Origin of the sequence: Planktothrix sp. (assembly GCF_046067725.1) — a bacterium.
Classification (GTDB): Bacteria; Cyanobacteriota; Cyanobacteriia; order Cyanobacteriales; family Microcoleaceae; genus Planktothrix.
Window position 1 is genome coordinate 16010 of sequence record NZ_JBJUDF010000306.1, and the last position, 18055, is coordinate 34064.

Here is an 18055-nt window from a genome sequence, read left to right on the forward strand (position 1 = left end):
CATAATTTTAAGCTAAAATCATAGCAACCGTATTGGCAGTTACTATGTAGTGCCAGCGTCCTTGCTTGCTAAAATATATGCTTAACAGCTTAACTTTATTTAAACCGTTGTAAAGGAACGGTTTTTGGATCGAGAATTTTAGGACTTAAACTCCCAAATTTAATCGCTAAAGACATTTTATCTTTATTAGAGAAAATGTGGGTTACTTCTCCAATTCCAAAAGTCCGATGAAAAACTTTATCCCCCACTTTCCAGTCCTTAACGTCGGATTCTAAGTTAACATTTTTTGCAGGTTTTTTAACCTCAGTGGGAGATTTTGTCTCTGTTTTAGTTCCCTTGCTTTTACTGGTTTTAGGTTGAGACGGAGGAATATACCCCTGAATTAATCCTTCGGGTAATTCCTTTAAAAACATGGAGGGAATACAGGGTTCTAAATACCCCCATAACCGTCGTTGACACGCATGGGTTAAGAATAATTGTTCTTGAGCACGAGTAATGCCAACATAACATAAACGCCGTTCTTCTTCAATAGATAAAGGGTCATTTAAACTGCGATAATTCGGGAAAAGTCCCTGTTCTAAACCGACTAAAAACACAATCGGAAATTCTAACCCTTTAGCCGCATGAAGGGTTAATAAAGAAACAGCTTGTTGTCCTTCTTGTAAATGATCTAAATCAGAAGATAAGGACGCACTGGCTAAAAATCCACTTAAGGTTGTATCTTCATATTCTTCTTGAAATTGGGACACCGCGTTACTTAATTCTTTAATATTTTCTAAGCGGTTTTCAGCTTCATCGGTTCCTTCTTTTTTCAAATCTTGAATATAACCGGCATCTTCTAATATTCCTTCTAAAATTTGCAGGGCTGAATGGTCTTCTAGGCGTTCTTGCCAAGTTTTAATAATTTGAGCAAATTGATTCACTGATTTGGCTGAACGTCCGGCTATTGTATTGACTGAATCTTCATCACTAATCACTTCCCAAAGGGGAATTCCTAACTGTTGAGAGGCATTGACTAAGCCATCAATGGTGGTTTTCCCAATTCCTCGACGGGGAACATTAATAATTCTGAGTAAACTGACACTATCGGCGGGATTTGCAACGACTCGTAAATAGGATAAGGAATCTTTAATCTCTTTGCGATCATAAAATCTTAATCCTCCGACAACGGTATAGGGAATATTATGTCTTAATAACACATCTTCTAAGGCGCGAGATTGGGCGTTGGTTCGATATAAAATGGCAAAAGCACCATAATCTAATTCGGGATTTTGTTGACTAATTCCTTGAATTTGTGATAGAATGAAGTTAGCTTCATCTATCTCATCATCTGCCTTATAACAATAAATCGGTTGTCCTTCTCCTCGCGTTGGACGGAGAATTTTATCAATACGTTCTGTATTTTGTTGAATTAAATGGTTAGCGACTTGGAGAATATTTTCCCGTGAGCGATAATTTTCTTCTAATTTAATCATAGTACGGGTATCATCATCGGGTAAGCGATCGCCAAAATCCTGTTGAAATTCTAACAAGATTTTATAGTCTGCCATGCGAAAGGAATAAATCGATTGATCCACATCTCCCACCACAAAAATCGAGCGATTTTGCCAATTTTTAAACGCTCTGGGGTTTTCGCCATTGGTAACTAATAACCGAATTAAGTTATATTGGGTGCGGTTGGTGTCTTGATATTCATCGACTAAAATATGGCAAAATTTTTGATGCCAATACGCTAAAACTTGTTCATTTTGACTCAATAAATCAACGGTTACTCGAATTAAATCATCAAAATCTAAGGCATTATTGGCAGCTAACTGAGATTGATAGGTACTATAAACTTCTGATACCACTCTTCCATAATAATCCGGGTTTTCCCTGGCATATTGTTGAGGAGATAACCCTAAGTTTTTGGCATTACTAATGGAATATCTAATTTTTTTAGGCTCAAATTTTTTATCGTCTAAATTCATTTCTTTTAAAACAATGAATTTAACTAATTTTTGAGCATCATCTTCATCGAAAATCGAAAAATTTTTATCCCACTTTCGCCCACTCTCATCTTGATATTTATTAATATCATATCTCAAAATTCTAGCGCACAAACTATGGAACGTTCCCATCCATAGATGTTTGGTAATACTGCGATAAACTTTCGATTTTAAACGAGTTTGTTCATCGGCTGCTAAAGCTGAAAACGGTTTTCCAAATTCAATTTCTGCTTGTTGTTGAGCAAAAATTGACTCAACTCGCTCTTTAATTTCTCTGGCGGCTTTATTCGTAAATGTCACCGCTAAAATATTTTCAGGATGAACTCGATAACTGCGAATTAAATTAGCAATGCGATAGGTTAACGCCCGTGTTTTACCCGAACCCGCCCCGGCTACCACTAACATTGGGCCACAAAAATGCTCAACCGCTTGACGTTGAGACGCATTCAGATGACTAAGGAAATCAACAGTTTGAGTCATGGCTAAAAAAACACGGAAATTCTATACTTTCTATTCTATTGTAGGATGTCCGTAGGGGGGAGGTCTCCTCGCCCACCCATCAAAATAGTTTAACAATTATTCTAACGTTCTAAGTCAATTCCCACCCCATTCTGATTAAATTCTATAACGGTTTTTTCTGATAATTCATGGGTGGTCATCGCCTTTAAAATTTCCAAGGGTAATGTTAAATGATCAGATCCCGCTTGCAATGTTGCAGCAGCTTCTTCAGGAGATTTAATACTGGCTGCTAATATTTTTGTAGGACTTCCATCTAATATATTTGCCATCTCTTTAACTAATGCAATTCCATCTCCTAATAATCGCGTTGCACGATTAACATAAGCGATCGCATATTTTGCTCCTGCTTCCATCGCCACAGCAGCTTGGGCGGCACTATAAATGGCAGTAACAGAACAGGGAATTTCTGGAGATAAATTAGCAACAACTTGAAATCCAATGGTTGTGGCTGGAATCTTTAAAACCGTTTGTTCTTCTAATAATTCAAAGGCTTTTCTTCCTTCTTTAACCATTCCTTGAAAATCGGAAGCGGTTAATTGATAATAAATTTCTCCTGCCATTAAATGTTTTAACTGAGTTAAGGTTTCTTCTGGGGATAATTCACTTTTTGCCAATAAAGTCGGGTTGGTGGTAATTCCTTTCACCCATCCCCACTCTTTGACAATTTGTGCTTCCGAAATAATTGCAGAATCTAAATACAAAGCCATAATTTTAATTCTGTTAATTGTTGAGAGTTAACCCTTGGTTCTGATCAATTATTTATAACTGATAACTGAGTCTGAGCAGGAGAACCCCGCTTCTACCAAAATTGATCAAGACATTCCTTCAAAGGGGCCTAAAAAGGTAGGTTTAGGACGAATAATATGGAGTTCTAGGATAGCTTTTATGACAGCTAAAACCTCCCGTTGGGTATAGAATCTCATAGAATCATCCCGAAATTTTCCCCAGTCCGGTGTTCCTAGACCTACTGCTTCTATCCCCAATTGATTACAGGTGTAAACTGCACGGGGAAGATGATATTTTTGGGTAATTAAAACCGCTCGTTCTACTCCAAAAATCACTTTAGCACGATAACAACTTTCATAGGTACTAAATCCGGCATAATCTAATTTAATATCTTGACTGGGAACCCCTAAACGTTCTGCATATTGCTGCATTGCGACCACTTCATTATATTCAGGAGTGGCATTATCTCCGGTCATTAATATTTTATTAACTCGTCCTAAACGATATAATTCTACTGCTCCTTCTACCCGATCAGCTAACATCGGTGTCGGAGTTCCATCCGCCCAAACTCCCGCCCCAAAAACGATGGCTACAGGTTCAGTGGGAACTTTTTCCGCTTGAAAATATCGACGATTATTTGTAACTATTTTAATATAAACGGTTAAAATAAATGGAGTTAATATTGTTCCTAAAACCATTAATAAACACAGAAAACGCCAGTACAAGACAAACCATTTAGACATAACATTAAAACTGGCCGTAGCCGGGAAAAAGTTTGACTCAAAAATAGGGGATCAGGTTTTAGTTATTCTGACTTTAAAGGAGAACCCAATTCTGTCAGATTTAAAACATAACCGCCTGTCACCAGATAAACACGGTTTGCGATCGCCCCTAAATGACGAACTAACGCGCCTAAACGATCACGGAAGGTTCGACCAACGGGATAAGGGGGAACAACGCCCCATCCTGTTTCTTCTGCTACTAAAATGACATTTCCTGGGATTTCTTGCAAGGTTTGTAATAATTGTTTTTGAGTATTTTCCCAGGTGATTTCATCTTGATCCAAAAGATTCGCTAACCACGTTCCTAATGAATCTACAAGGATACAATTATTGGGACAGGATATTTTTTGTAATGTTGCGGTTAATTCTATTGGAATTTCTAATAGTTTCCAGTCCATCGGACGACGTTTTTGATGTTTTTGAATCCGCATTTTCCACTCCTCATCTGTTGGATTATGCTGAGAAGTTGCAATATAAATCACTGGTTTTTTAGACTGTATTGCTAGGGTTTCCGCCCATTCACTTTTTCCCGAACGGGATGGGCCAGTTACAACAATTAAGTGCTTGTGCAAAATAAATTACCTAGTTGAGAAAGAGAACAGGGAACAGCGAACAGGGAATTAGAAAGTGTCAATAATTATGTTTGGGTACTTAAGGTTAGAGGGGTTTAATTCAGAATTAAGCATAAAATTAGGTTTTCCAAAATAATTTTAATCGAGTACATAAACTCACAAATAATGCGATAATTAAAGTATAAAATACTCCTCGCAAAAATCCAAGTAAAGGCGTATTGGTTAGGGCTTCAATTTTAGGAGTCCAACCGTTTAACTCTAAAATCGGCCATAACAAGTTGGCAAAAGCAAGATAACCGATCATCGGATTTTGACCCGTATCGATGAATAATTGAAACCAGAAGGTTTGATGGAAGCTTTCGATCAGAATCGTTAAGATGATGAATAGAAAAATCGCGATCGCCAGTGTTATAAAAAAATAGCTCATTGTAGTCGGATCTTTTTTGATTCCTCCTTGATAGGGTTCAAAGGCTAATCCTAAAATTAACCCATATATTCCCCAGTGATATATTTGATTCAGTAATTGTTCTAGGGGATGGCTAGGATCTTTGAACAAGCCATAACTAATAATTAATAAAATTAAGCTAATTCCGGTGGTTTGAGGGAGTAAGCGCGCTTGTAAACCCACGACTAGATTTAAAATCAGTATTGCCATTAAAATTACAATTCCACCTAGACGAAATCGGTTCCAAGTTTTAGGGATATATTGATCATCAATATGTTGATATTTGACGATTTTATCCCCGATTATAGTTCCTGGGATGGCAATAAATAAATATTTTAAATATTCAAATCGATATAACCAAGGAATAGGAGAAATAGATAACAGATGGTTCATCCATCCTCCGGCTGATTTCGATAAAATTAAGGCAAATAAAACCCCCAGTAACCCGACTCTAAATCGAGGCTGATTGCGCGTGAATAACCAAATCCAAGAAGTAAAAATAACAAGATTGGTTAATACCAATAAAATAATATCACTTCGATAGAGAGAAAATTCAGCGAATTTGGCATTATGGGGATATTGAATTTGAGTTAAAATAGCGATCGCAGCTACCCAACCGATTAAATTCACAGCTAAATTAATCCATTTAGGAATAGCCATTGGTAACTGAACAAACATTAAAAATAATATTCCAAATCCGATTAAGGCGAGTTGCCATTTTTCCGGGGTGGATTCAGGATTAATCACCGTTGGGCGAAAATGTTGTAAAACAATGGCAAAAGTTCCTAATAAAAAGCCCCGTTTTACAATTCCTAAACTGATTTCAAGATGTGTCCATCCTTGAGATAAACGCTGAGATAAGGCAATAGGAATAGCAGTTCCTAATGAAAAAATAAAGATCGGAAAGACTAAATCTACCCAAGTCAGTCCCGCTATTATCGGATTAAATTGATGGGTTGGAGGCGGAAATTGAGCGTGATACATCCAAGCCGGTAAGGTTCCATTAAAGGGAATTACACCGGATAATACCATTGCTAAAACCGCCAGTCCTCGCAACGCATCTAAGGCATTAATTCGTTTAGTCTTTGTAGAAGGATAGGAGTGTAATTGCATTGGCTTTAATCTGACGTTTAGCTAACTCTAAAATACAAGATTTTGCACAGTAATTGCTGAGGTCAGAAAATATGATTGAAAGGGGGAGTAAGGATGAAATTTAAACTAAAACAAGCAGATTTTCGGGACTAAATCGAATTAACCAAGGGTTGATACTCCAAAAATCAACAGTATGATGAAAGCAATCACGATAAAAATTAAGGCGATCAAAAATGACCAATATTGCAGGGTATAAAGTTTACGCAGTTGCCCCAAAGCACCCATCAAATTTTCAATATCATTCCCTTCGGTATTGACAATTAATTGAAACCCTTTTGCCGCATTAATTGTCCAAATTCCTGTAATTAACAAAACCACTCCCTGCACAATGCCAGAAAATCCTCCTTGCATAATTGTGATGATTCCTGCCAGGGTTCCTAAAGCACCAGTCGCGATCAGAAAGTAACTGACAAACATCATTTTTTTAGACAAATCCAAAATCAGTTGATTCTGAGATTCATTAAACTCATAAGTTCCGTTGTCCATAATTTCCCCTGAAAAAATTTAATGTTAATACAGCTTAATTTTACTCCGATTTTATAAAATCGCAATCATTCAGCCGAAAAAAAGACTTGCCGTTCTTGCGGTCTGTGATAAAATTTGAACAAATACTTAATTTATCGTTAAAACGTTAGGGTTTAACGGATTGAGTCAAAATACTAGATCAATGGAGTCAGCATAATGAACTTTACAACCTTAGCATTGTCTGTTCTTCTATCTACATTAGGATGGGCAACCGTTGCTCAAGCGGAAAGTGAATCGGATTTACAACAATTAAGAACAACAAATCGTTGTCCTGAGTGTGATTTAAGAGGGGCAGATTTACAACAGTTTGATTTAAGAGGGGCTAATTTATTTAAAGCACAATTACAAGGTGCTAATTTAAGAGGCGTTGATTTACGCAGCGCGAATTTGAATCAAGCTAATTTATATAAAGCTGATTTAACCCAAGCTAATTTAGCAGATGCTAACTTATTTGATGCGAATTTAAGGAATACTTTATTAGAACGGGCTGATTTAAGAGAAGCGGATCTTTCCCAAGCGGATTTAGCCCAAGTTAATTTGATTAAAGCTGATTTAAGAGATGCTAGTTTAGTGAGTGCAAATCTTAGCCAATCCTATCTCAATCAATCGAATTTAGAGAATGCTGATTTACGTCAAGCTTTTCTATTTAACAGTGATTTAGAAGCCGCAAATCTTACCAAAGCTAATCTTTTAGGAGCCGATTTACGCAGAGCAAATCTGGATCGAGCTATTTTAGAAAGTACGAATTTAACAGCTACAATTGTAGCGGATACTAACATTGATAGGGCAGAATTTTCTCAAACGATATTAAGGGGATCGGTTTTACAAGGAACTGATTTAGCGCCCGTTGTTTGTATTATTAGTAATGTTGTTAATTGTGTAATTGTTCCTGCTTCTGAAGAAGCTGAAGATTTATTCTCGCAACCAGAAATTGAAAACCCTCGCTAAAACGTCGGAAAATCTGCCTGCATCACCCCCTAGCTTCAATCTGAATGGGGGTTTTAATGGGCTTTGTCAAAATTGTTCATGGTTGTAAAGTTGGGTTAAAAGATGCAGTTATGGCGGGGATTAATCCTGATAAATCCTTAGATTACCAGATCGCATCTCAAGGAGATATTCCACCGATTTTCGATGAAATTCGGACTGGGTTAGAAACTGATTTAGAGTCAAAGTTACGCAGAATTGATTTTATAAATATAAATTGCCCTGATCTTAATTACCAAGTGTTAATTTTACGGCGTTTATTTCCTGAAAAAACTTGGGAAATTTTAGCCGAATAATTCCAAATTTTGAGTCGGACTCTCAGCAGTTTTCATGTTCGGAAATGTTTACCCTTATTCATCAATTTGAGTCAATCTCAAGGATATTTTTAACCGTTATTTTTCCATTGTATACCGTTTAAATTTATGGGATATGCCACTGAAGAAGATGCAATGATTGTACCGATTCCTCAAATGAGTCGTCGTCTCGCTCAACGCTTTTCTCGACATCAACCTAACCCGGAGAAAGCTGAACAAATTTTTAATAATACCCTAGCAGTTTTAGTAGTTAATGATTTTGTACAAATGTTAGGAATTGAAACGGATTTACTCAGTAGTGATAGCTGGAATTCTGTGATCAGATTAGTGGCGAATGTCGCAGATTTATCAATTCTAAACTTAGGAAAATTAGAATGTCGTGCGGTCAAAGTCGGTGCTTCCACTTGTTCAATTCCCCTGGAAGTTTGGTTTGATCGAATTGGGTATGTAATTGTAGAATTTGATGATTTTTTTAAAGAAGGAAAACTATTAGGATTTTTGCCTCAAGTGACAACAACAGAAATTCCCCTATGTCAGTTACAACCCCTCGATGTTTTATTGGATCATTTAACCCAATTGCAAACTCAACCCCAGGAAAGTTTGCTTTTAGAACATTTTGCTAAACGTCCCCTCGATGAATCTTAAGCTAAAAAGATTCTAACTTGCTTCTGATTAAAACTTCAATTATAATAAAGCCTTTACTCAAGAGATTATCAAACCTGTGTTGATCAAACCCTGATATGAAAACAAATCTATCCCTAGCCAAGCTTCTGTACACGATGATGGTGGGAATTCCCCTTTTATTCCCAACCTTAGCAAAGGCTCAAAATGAATTACCAACGGCGGATGACCTGCGCGGTCAACCGAATGAAGCCGAACAGCAACGTTTAGATCAAAAAAAATCGCGACAGACGGCATTTCGCCAAGGAATTCAACTGTATAAAACTCAAAATTATGGTGCTGCTGAAGCTATTTTTCGTCAATTAATAGCAGTTGAACCGAAAGAAGCTAAATATCATTTTTATTTAGGTAATAGTTTATTTTATCAACGTAAAATTGAGGAAGCTACTCAAGAATATCAAGAAGCAATTCGTCTCAATTCTAAATATGCTTTAGCTTATAATGCCTTGGGATTTTTAAAAGCCAGCCAAGGTCAATGGGATGAAGCAATCTCCCACTATCAAAAAGCGTTAGAAATTAATGCTGACTATGCAGAAGCTTTAAAAAATTTAGGCGAAGCGTTATGGAAAAAAGGTGACACGACGGAAGCAAAAAAAGCTTGGGAAAAAGCCTTAACCTTATATACACAACAGGGCAATAATAAAGCAGCACAACAAATTCAAGAGGTCTTAAATCGAACCGCCCAATAATCTGTAAAATTAAGAATGAATTGAATCAAATGGAGTTTTTTTGCAATGACAACAGAAAAGAATACCCGTACAGAACGGGATAGCATGGGAGAAATTGAGGTAGTGAGCGATCGCTATTGGGGCGCTCAAACTCAACGATCTATTTATTATTTTAGCATTGGCAATGATTTAATGCCCCAGGAAGTGATCACCGCCTTTGGTATTCTTAAAAAAGCCGCAGCACTCACCAATCAAGAGTTAGGAAAACTTTCCAGCGATAAAGCGCAATTAATCGTTCAAGCGGCTGATGAAGTAATTACAGGAAAACTGAATGATCACTTTCCTTTGCGTGTTTGGATGACCGGAAGTGGCACTCAATCTAATATGAATGTTAATGAAGTGATTGCGAATCGTGCTATTGAAATAGCCGGGGGAATTTTAGGCAGTAAAAATCCAATTCACCCCAATGATCATGTTAATATGTCGCAATCTTCTAACGATACATTTCCGACAGCGATGCACATTGCGGCTGCAATTGCTGTCAGCAAACGATTAATTCCTAGCGTCAAAAAAATGCGGGATGAGTTACAAAGAAAAGCCGAAGAATTTGCCGATATTGTCAAAATTGGCAGAACCCATTTACAAGATGCTGTGCCTTTAACATTAGGTCAAGAATTCTCTGGTTATGTCGCTCAATTAGATGCGGATTTAAAGCGAATTAATCTAATTTTACCGGATTTATATGAATTAGCCATTGGGGGAACAGCCGTTGGCACCGGATTAAATGCTCCTAAAGGATTTGCCGAAAACGTATCTGATCAAATTAGTCAATTAACGGGATTACCTTTTATTTCGGCTCCCAATAAATTTGCAGCGATGGCGGCTCATGATGGCTTAGTAATGGCAAGTGGAGCCTTAAAAACCTTAGCTTGTTCTTTAATGAAAATTGCCAATGATATTCGGTTTTTAGGTAGTGGGCCTCGTTGTGGTTTAGGAGAATTAATTTTACCTGAAAATGAACCCGGTTCGTCGATTATGCCGGGGAAAGTCAACCCGACCCAATGTGAAGCCATGACAATGGTAGCCGCACAAGTCATTGGCTATGATACAGCGATTAGTGTGGCAGGTTCCCAAGGGCATTTTGAATTAAATGTCTTCAAACCGATGATGATTTTTAATTTCTTACAATCAATCGCTATTTTATCCGATAGTTGCTGTAATTTTACCGATTTCTTGTTAAAAGGGTTACAAGTTAATCGCAAAAAAATAGAGAGTTATGTTGAACAATCTTTAATGTTAGTGACAGCATTAGCTCCTAAAATTGGCTATGATAATGCAGCAAATGTAGCTCATATTGCCCTGGAAAAAGATCAAACCTTAAAAGAAGTTTGCCTGGAATTAGGCTATATTTCTAGTGAAGAATTTGATCAGATTATCAACCCTTATAAAATGGCATATCCTGAGCTTTAAAAGCAGGTTTGATGTTTTGACCTTATTCAGATGAAATCTAGGCTTCTGACTTTCTTTCCTGACCGGAGAGGAAAATCTTTTGAACTTTGAACACCGCAGTCGTTGAATTTACATTTGTTAACCTGAATTAAAACTCATTGTAGGTTCAGTTCGCTCTATTCTTCTATGTCAATCTTGAAAACATTTGTTGAATTTAAGGTGGCGAAGATCTATAGTAATAGTAGCCTATTCTAAAATAAATTCCCTGATGACAACCCTGTGTCCTAAATCAGACAAGAGTGTTGAACACAATTGAGGACATGGGTTTAATCTTACCCTCGTGAATACCCCAAGGATTAACAACTTCCAACTTGAAACCTTCAACTCACCTTGAAAATGAACCCATCAAACCAAAATGATATTGTTAATGCTGATCAAATCATTCAAAAGAGGGGGAATAAAGCTTAACTTGAAAACAAGTCGATTTCTCAAAAAATCATAAAAAACCGATTAATTAATCATCTATTATTATGCCTTTAAATTCTACATTTTTGTGTCCAGATACTAGAGAATTTCCTGATGGCCCGATCTCCTTAGATTCTAACTTTTATATTCAACGTTTTCCCTGTGAAAATTTAGCTTATGCAGAAATTCAAAAAAAGGGCAGCTTAATGCGACTGAAAGCTCCTAAAAAAATGGGGAAAAGCTCTTTGATTTTAAGACTGTTGCACCATGCGGAAACGTTGGGATATCGGACAGTTTCAATTGATTTTTTACAAACGGACACCGCTATTTTTGAGAATCCTCAAAAATTTTTTAAGTGGTTGTGTATCAATATTGCTCGACAATTGAATATTGAACCCAACTTAAATGATTATTGGGATGATGAAGTTGGCAATAAAATCAGTTGCACGCTGTATTTAGAAAGTTATATTTTTCCGACTATTGATTCCTCGATTGTTCTGTCATTTAATGAACTAAATCGGGTTTTTGAATATCAAAATATTAGTCAAGATTTCCTGCCATTAATTCGATTTTGGTATGAGCAAGGAAGACAAACTAAAATTTGGCAGAAAATTCACTTTATTCTAGTACAATCTACAGAAGTTTCTGTATCTTTAAATATTCATCAATCTCCATTTAATATTGGGTTGGCCATTGAATTACCGATATTTACCCTTGAACAAGTTCAGGACTTAGCAGAACGTTATCAACTCAATTTAAAAGCTCATGAAATTCAAAAATTGACCAATTTGGTGGGAGGACATCCCTATTTAGTGCATCTAGCACTTTATCACTTAGGCTCTAATCTTATTACCTTCGATGATTTATTAAAAACCGCTCCAACCTTAACGGGAATTTATCAAGATCATTTGCAATCTCTGTGGTTAATCCTTCAACAAAAACCTGAACTAGCTCTGGCGATGAAACGGGTAGGAACGGCGACAGAAAGTATTCAATTAGAACCTATGATTGCCTATCAATTATCTAGTTTAGGGTTAGTTAATTTACAAGGAAATGGTTGTTTATCCTCCTGTGAACTGTATCGGCTTTATTTTAACTGGAAACTCTTAAACGAAAATCTACCCAATGCTCATAAATTACAACAATTACAACAGGAAAATCAAGTTTTAAAAGCTTTAGTTTATGTTGATCCTCTGACAGAAGTGGCAAACCGTAGACAATTTGATCATTGTATTATCGTTGAGTGGAAACGCATGATGCGGGAAATTTCCCCCTTATCTTTAGTGTTATGTGATATTGATTATTTTAAAATTTATAATGATACTTATGGCCATCAAGCGGGGGATCAATGTTTAAAAAATGTTGCTCAAGCGATTCGTAATGTGGTTCAACGTCCTGGGGATTTAGTGGCTCGTTATGGAGGTGAAGAATTTGTGATTATTCTTCCTAAAACTGATGCTCAAGGCGCCCTCTATATTGCGGACTCTATCCGAGAAAACCTAAAAAGTTTAGCTCTACCCTTTAAGACCGAACAATTGCCCAATCGTTCTCAACCTATTGTTACGATTAGTATTGGTGTTGCTAGTACAATTCCGGGTGTGGATACGGAGGATATAGACACTTTATTTTTAGCCGCAGATGAAGCTTTATATGAATCCAAAAGAAATGGCAAAGATCAAGTTAAATTAAGTTCATTTTTAAAGTTTAAATATTGATTTAAATTATCAAAAAAAATCTGATCAAAATTTAACCGGATTGTTGTGGAAAAAAATTAATAAAATTAAGGGGTAGAGATGCACCTATTAATCCTGTGTTTAAGGCATCTCTACTCAATGATTTTCTCTTTTTATATCCGGTTTCCCTAGACCCCTCCTTGTTGTTTTTTCTGCAACGAGTCAATACTCCGTTGGGTTTCTTGAATGGCTTTTTGGTTTCCGGTTTGTTGAAGAATTGCTAAAGCTTCTTTCCACGTTTGTAAAGCTTGGGGATAATTTCCTAAACGCTCATAAATCTCTCCAATAAGATTTAACGTTGTGCCAATTTCAACCTGATTATTGAGGGTTTTATAAACCGATAAGGCACGTTGGTAAGCTTCTAAAGCTTCGGAATATTGACCTTGACGATAATAAACCGTTGCCAAATTATTAAAGGCTGTCGTTAAATTGTCTTGATCATTGGCTAATTTTGATAATTCAATCGCTTTTTGATAAGAGATTAAAGCTTGTTCAGTTTGTTTTGAATTTTCATGAATTGCACCGATTAAATTATAGATTTTTGCAGCACTTGAATGATCTTCAATTCGGGTCATTAATTCTGAGGCTTGTTTCAAATAAACTAAGGCTTGACCTTGATCTCCTAACTGACGATACAATAGCCCCATATTACTCAATAATCGACCCACTCCAGCTTGATCTCCAATTTGCCGACGCAGGGCTAATGCTTGTTGATAAATCTCTAGTGCTTTTTGATTATCCCCCTGAATTAAATACAAAGCCGCTAAATTATTTAACGTGCGACTGAGATCCCGTTTATCTCCAACTTGTTCCCGAATTGTTCGGGCTTGTTGATACAATTTTAAGGCTTGATCATATTGTTTTAATGTGGTATAATTAGAGGCTAAATTATGTAATGATTCGCCAATATTTACCGGATCATTAATTAACTGAGCAATTTGCAATGCTTCTTGATGTAATTTCAACGCTTCTGAAACTTGATTTTGATTGCGATAGACAAATCCAATTAAATTTAAACTGCGACTAATTCCCTTTTGATACGCTGGGTTCGGAGTTGCGGCTTTTTGATTTAGTTGTCGATAAAAATTGAGAGCTTGTTGTAAAACCTTTAAAGCTTCGCTATCATTGCCTAAATTACTATACACTTCACCAATATAATTCAGGGTTTCAGCGATTTCAGCCGGATTTCCTTGTTTTTGTTGTTGTTCTAAAACGGTTTGAAACGTTGCTAAAGCTTCAGGAAATAACCCTTGACGAAATTGCTCAATACCCGTTAGAAATAAAGCATTAACATTCGGCTGGCTGCTAGTTTGCGCTAATGTTAATGTAGATTGTCCGAACAGAAAATTGAAAGGCAGTGCATGAAGCAGAAACCAACTGATTCCCAAGCTGAGGGAAACTTGCAACACCCCACTACCCACCGTTAAAATATCAAAGGGTTTCAAGAAAAAAAACCATTTTTGAAAGAATAACAACTTGTTCATGGCGATCTTCTCAAGGTAAACAGCAAAATTCTGGAACCAATTAGCGAGTTGGGAACCCTACAGAAAATTGATTGATTTCTGTTTGACCCGGCTCGACTGTCCAGAACGATAAACGTCACTTCTTCTTATATTGCTCAATTTATGACACTAAATTTAATTGTTGATACCATTCTTAACCGAGTCCTGGTTGGTGATGATTTATCCCTAGAGGAAGGAGTGGTTTTACTGAAGCAAACCGATCCTGAAAAAGTGGAGAAAATTCGCAGAGTTAGTGATATTTTACGTTCTCAACAAGCGGGAGAAACTGTAACTTATGTGATTAACCGCAATATTAATTTTACAAATATCTGTGAACAACATTGTAGTTTCTGTGCCTTTCGCCGGGATGCAGCAGAGGAAGGAGCGTTCGGGTTAGAAATCCATCAAATTTTAGAAAAAACGGCTGACGCAGTGCAACGCGGAGCGACGGAAATTTGTATGCAGGGAGGGTTAAACCCAGCCGCGAAAATGAACGGGAAATCCTTACCCTACTATCTGCATTTAGTTCAAACGATTAAAACTCAGTTTCCTCACCTCCATCTTCATGCCTTTTCTCCTCAAGAAGTTCAATTTATTGCCAGAGAAGATCAGATCAGTTACGCCGATGTCCTGATGGCATTCCGTGATGCGGGAGTCGGTTCAATGCCTGGAACGGCTGCGGAAATTTTAGACGATTCGGTGCGGAAAATCATCTGTCCTGAAAAAATTAAGACTGCGACTTGGTTAGAAATTGTGACAACGGCCCATCGTCTCGGTCTTCCTACCACCAGCACCCTGCTATCGGGTCATATTGAAACTCCCCAACAGCAAATGCTGCATTTACAACAGTTGCGATCGCTGCAAAAAAAGGCACTCGAACAGAATTATTTGGCTAAAATTACAGAATTTATTGTGTTACCTTTTGTCGGAGAAAATGCTCCGACTCCCTTGCGCCGACGAGTGGGACGGGATCAACCGATTTTAGGGGATACGTTATTATTAACGGCTGTGGCTCGAATTTTCCTCGGTCATTATATTCCAAACCATCAACCCAGTTGGGTCAAATTGGGTTTAGACGGCGCTACAGAAGCGCTGCGATGGGGATGTAATGATATCGGGGGCACGTTAATGGAAGAACACATCACCACTATGGCCGGAGCCAAAGGAGGAACTTGTATGGAACCTGAAACCTTACAAAATGCGATCGCTTCCTTGGGACGTCCCTATCAACAACGAGATACGCTTTATCTGCCAATCCAAGATAGATCAAAAAAAGACTCGTCAAGATGATAGCGTATCCTATCTCAACGAGCCAGAAGGACAAAACAGAAACTTAAGGATTTATGCAGCTATAGAATTTTCAAATTCTTGGGTTAAATAATCCAGTACCGTATCCAGGGTTTGCTGTTTGACCCACCCTTTGATCACCGCAATTTCCCCAAATCGGAGTTTTAATTCTTCTTGTTGTTCCAGAATTAAATTAATTTGAGATTCATCTAACAATTTAGCTTTGCAGAGGTAGTAACCCAAGGGATGCCGATGTTGGCTCTGTTCCAACTGCGGTAAATAATCAGCAAAAAAATCAATGGTGTCTTGTTCCAACCATCCTAACTCAACAACAAAATCCCCAAATCGTTTACCCGGTTCTTGTTTTTGTCGTTGTAAAATAGCGTGAACTTGATCACCCGACAGTAACCCAGCTTTTCGTAAGATTTCACCCAAGAAGGGGGACTCCCAATTAATAAATTCTTGTTGGGTTAAATAATCCAATACCGTATCTACGGTTTCCTGCTTCACCAAGCCTTTCATCACCGCAATTTCCCCAAACTGGAGTTTTAATTCATTTTGTTCTTGCAGAATCAAATCAATTTGGGATTCATTGAGCAATTTAGCTTTATAGAGATAATAACCTAAAGGATATCGCTGTTTTGATAACCCTAACTGCGGTAAATAATCGGCAAAGAAATCAATGGTATCTTGTTCTAACCATCCCAATTCAACGGCAAAATCACCAAATCGTTTACCGGGTTCTTGTTTTTGTCGTTCTACAATAATCTGGACTTGATCAACGGACAGTAACCCAGCTTTTTGTAAGATTTGCCCTAACCGGGGAGACTCCCAATTAATAAATTCTTCTCGCGTAAAAAATGGAGGTGTATAGAGTCTTAACTTCTGTAATAGTAATAACCAGAAGAAGGGTAGATCCTCAACCAAATACCGTTTCCATAAGCGTTTGGGTTCAGACAGCAAACGATACAACCATTCCACCCCCATATCACTCATCCATTTTGGGGAGCGACCTTTTTCTCCAGCTTCAAAGTCAATGGTTGCACCAATGGCTAAAAAGACTTTGATATCTTTGAGTTTATTCCGATATTTAGCAATCCACTTTTCTTGTTTGGGAGCACCAACACCAATGGCTAATACAGTAGCACCAGATTGATTAATGCGATCAATAATTCGTTGACATTCTACCTCATCTTTTTCAAAGCCAAAGGGAGGGGAATAAGACTCGATAATCATTTTTCGCCCCACCTTTTTATTAATATTTTCCTGAGCTCGTTGAGCGACTCCTTCAGCGGCTCCCATCAAAAAAATTGTTACTTTTTCATGATTTTTATAATAATCATAGAAGGCTGGGAATAAATCAGAGCCAGAAATTTTTTCTGGGATAGGCTGACCTAAAAATTTAGAAGCATACATCAAGATCTTACTATCACAAACCCGATAGTTTGAAGCTTGATAAATATCATAAAATTCCGGGTCTTTCTGTAATTTCATTAAGTGATCGACATTCGGGGTAAAAACGACACCCCCTCTGGAACCTAACCGTTTAAGAAGTTGGGTTTTGGAGATATTATTAATGGGAAGATTAAGGATGTTGATGTCGTTAGCCATAGGGTTTTTATGTCCTGTCCTAAACAATAGTAAAATTAACTTTTTATTGGAACCCAAGTTGAGTCTACGTTATATAACCAAGATCAACTAAGCCATTGGTTCAAGTTGAGCTTGCCACTTCTATCCAGCAGTGAACTTTTGTTTCCGTTAGACTCTCTCGATTGTGCCAACCGTTTTTTGATTGAGAAATTTAGCTTTGAGCTATCGCTGATCTATAAAAAATGTATGTAATAGAGGAATCAGGGTCTACTACTCGAAGAGTAAGATGTAATGTGATTTTGAATTCTTAGATTTTACCCGACAACGAGATTTGGATTCTAGGACTTTTTGTAAAGCTTTAAATTCTCTTGTGTAAAGATTTGGTAAAGGCTAGATTTGGGGGCATCCATACAGGAAACAATAAACGGGAAATAGAGAACAACAAACAGGCGCAAAAACAATACATTTTCGCCCGATGCTCCATCACCCCTGGTCAATATTCAGGATTGTATCTGAGCTCTGACGCCAAACCCTATCTTAATCGTCGTGAGAGGACTCCCGCCGAGCGCGTCAGCTTGGCGGTGAGATGAATCACGACAAAATAAAAGCATGAGCGGTAGCGAATACGATTTAATTGATATAGATAGAGGTTGCACAAAAACCAAATAAATGT

15 protein-coding genes are annotated in these 18055 nt (G+C 37.4%); 7 read left to right on the top strand and 8 right to left on the bottom strand.

Going from position 1 to position 18055, the window contains the following annotated elements; genetic code table 11:
* Positions 1–95: 95 nt before the first annotated feature.
* The 6 genes from pcrA to ACKPEB_RS19125 form a co-directional block, all read right to left on the bottom strand.
* The gene (pcrA, locus tag ACKPEB_RS19100) at positions 96–2468 is read right to left on the bottom strand and encodes a DNA helicase PcrA (RefSeq protein WP_408966560.1); all 2373 of its coding nucleotides are present in this window, start codon (positions 2466–2468) and stop codon (positions 96–98) included.
* Between the two features lie 101 nt (positions 2469–2569).
* The gene (locus tag ACKPEB_RS19105; RefSeq protein ID WP_408966561.1) at positions 2570–3214 is read right to left on the bottom strand and encodes a transaldolase family protein; all 645 of its coding nucleotides are present in this window, start codon (positions 3212–3214) and stop codon (positions 2570–2572) included.
* A gap of 105 nt (positions 3215–3319) precedes the next feature.
* Entirely contained in the window at positions 3320–3976 is a 657-nt protein-coding gene (locus tag ACKPEB_RS19110; protein ID WP_408966562.1) for a vancomycin high temperature exclusion protein, read from the bottom strand.
* 62 nt (positions 3977–4038) lie between these two features.
* Positions 4039–4587: a bifunctional adenosylcobinamide kinase/adenosylcobinamide-phosphate guanylyltransferase gene (gene cobU / locus ACKPEB_RS19115; protein ID WP_408966563.1), complete on the bottom strand. Its 549-nt coding sequence runs from the start codon at positions 4585–4587 to the stop codon at positions 4039–4041.
* Positions 4588–4705: 118 nt separating this feature from the next.
* Positions 4706–6145 (bottom strand): DUF5009 domain-containing protein, encoded by a 1440-nt coding sequence (locus tag ACKPEB_RS19120; protein WP_408966564.1) that lies wholly within the window; start codon positions 6143–6145, stop codon positions 4706–4708.
* Between the two features lie 138 nt (positions 6146–6283).
* Positions 6284–6670 (bottom strand): hypothetical protein, encoded by a 387-nt coding sequence (locus ACKPEB_RS19125; protein ID WP_408966565.1) that lies wholly within the window; start codon positions 6668–6670, stop codon positions 6284–6286.
* Positions 6671–6865: 195 nt separating this feature from the next.
* Here ACKPEB_RS19125 and ACKPEB_RS19130 point away from each other — a divergent pair, with 195 nt between their 5' ends.
* The 6 genes from ACKPEB_RS19130 (at position 6866) to ACKPEB_RS19155 (ending at position 12985) form a co-directional block, all read left to right on the top strand.
* Positions 6866–7657: a pentapeptide repeat-containing protein gene (locus tag ACKPEB_RS19130; protein WP_408966566.1), complete on the top strand. Its 792-nt coding sequence runs from the start codon at positions 6866–6868 to the stop codon at positions 7655–7657.
* Positions 7658–7713: 56 nt separating this feature from the next.
* Positions 7714–7989 (top strand): hypothetical protein, encoded by a 276-nt coding sequence (locus ACKPEB_RS19135; RefSeq protein WP_408966567.1) that lies wholly within the window; start codon positions 7714–7716, stop codon positions 7987–7989.
* Positions 7990–8115: 126 nt separating this feature from the next.
* Positions 8116–8652 (top strand): DUF1822 family protein, encoded by a 537-nt coding sequence (locus ACKPEB_RS19140; RefSeq protein ID WP_408966568.1) that lies wholly within the window; start codon positions 8116–8118, stop codon positions 8650–8652.
* Positions 8653–8747: 95 nt separating this feature from the next.
* A complete protein-coding gene (locus ACKPEB_RS19145) occupies positions 8748–9377 on the top strand; it encodes a tetratricopeptide repeat protein (protein ID WP_408966569.1) in 630 nt (209 codons plus the stop codon).
* 45 nt (positions 9378–9422) lie between these two features.
* Positions 9423–10826, top strand: coding sequence for a class II fumarate hydratase (gene fumC / locus ACKPEB_RS19150; protein WP_408966570.1), 1404 nt, complete (start codon positions 9423–9425; stop codon positions 10824–10826).
* Between the two features lie 509 nt (positions 10827–11335).
* Positions 11336–12985: an AAA-like domain-containing protein gene (locus ACKPEB_RS19155; protein ID WP_408966571.1), complete on the top strand. Its 1650-nt coding sequence runs from the start codon at positions 11336–11338 to the stop codon at positions 12983–12985.
* Between the two features lie 146 nt (positions 12986–13131).
* Here the strand turns inward: ACKPEB_RS19155 and ACKPEB_RS19160 are convergent, their stop codons facing one another.
* A complete protein-coding gene (locus tag ACKPEB_RS19160) occupies positions 13132–14487 on the bottom strand; it encodes a tetratricopeptide repeat protein (RefSeq protein WP_408966572.1) in 1356 nt (451 codons plus the stop codon).
* Positions 14488–14628: 141 nt separating this feature from the next.
* Between ACKPEB_RS19160 and cofH the strand changes: the two genes are divergently transcribed.
* Complete coding sequence (gene cofH / locus ACKPEB_RS19165; protein WP_408966573.1) at positions 14629–15795, top strand: 7,8-didemethyl-8-hydroxy-5-deazariboflavin synthase subunit CofH; 1167 nt, start codon at positions 14629–14631, stop codon at positions 15793–15795.
* A gap of 51 nt (positions 15796–15846) precedes the next feature.
* On the opposite strand, the gene ACKPEB_RS19170 is transcribed toward cofH, so the two are convergent.
* Positions 15847–17403, bottom strand: coding sequence for a WecB/TagA/CpsF family glycosyltransferase (locus tag ACKPEB_RS19170; RefSeq protein ID WP_408966574.1), 1557 nt, complete (start codon positions 17401–17403; stop codon positions 15847–15849).
* Positions 17404–18055: the final 652 nt, after the last annotated feature.